A 698-nucleotide genomic window follows, 5' to 3' on the forward strand; every position below is an offset into this window, starting at 1 on the left:
GTAGGTTTACTTATATTAAACATATTACATAAATTTTTTACTGTTGTTTTTTTCTGCTGATATAATTCATATATTGCTTTCTTTTTATTATCATCAAGCTTTGGTTTTCTTCCACCTTTTCTACCACGTGCTCTTGCTGCAGCAAGTCCTTCTTTTGTTCTCTGGCTTATTAAATCTCTTTCAAACTGACTTATTCCAGCCATAAAGGTAAACATTAATTTTCCCTGGGGTGTTGTAGTATCCAGCCAACTTTCCTTCAAACTTTTAATATTAGCACCTTTTTTCTCAATTTGCTCTACAAGATTAAAGAGATCTTTTGTACTCCTGCTCAATCTAGTGAGATCAGATACTAATATAATGTCTCCCTTGCGTAGTTTATCCAGTAATTTATTTAATTCAGGTCTATCTGCTTTTGTGCCAGTAATTTTTTCTTGTATTATTTCTTCTGCTCCTGATATTTTTAAAGAATCTATCTGCCTATCTAAATTTTGTTCCTGAGTACTGACCCTTGCATATCCAAATATCATTATTTAACATCCTTTCTTATAATTCATACTAAATATAGTAAAATAAACGATGTAGTATGTCAATATATTTACTATGATTTATTTACTGAATTTATTGACTATAAAAATGGCTTTTCTCTGTTTTATTATAAAAAAGTAAAACCAGTAAAATAAATGGTCGTTTATTTTACT

General features: G+C 29.1%; 1 protein-coding gene. It reads right to left on the minus strand.

Going from position 1 to position 698, the window contains the following annotated elements; genetic code table 11:
• Positions 1-527, minus strand: a 527-nt coding sequence (locus KM800_RS15105) for a recombinase family protein (protein WP_217813823.1), incomplete at its 3' end; no start/stop codon positions are given.
• Positions 528-698: the final 171 nt, after the last annotated feature.

Source organism: Clostridium tyrobutyricum, from assembly GCF_019144085.1.
Lineage (GTDB): Bacteria > Bacillota > Clostridia > Clostridiales > Clostridiaceae > Clostridium_B > Clostridium_B tyrobutyricum_A.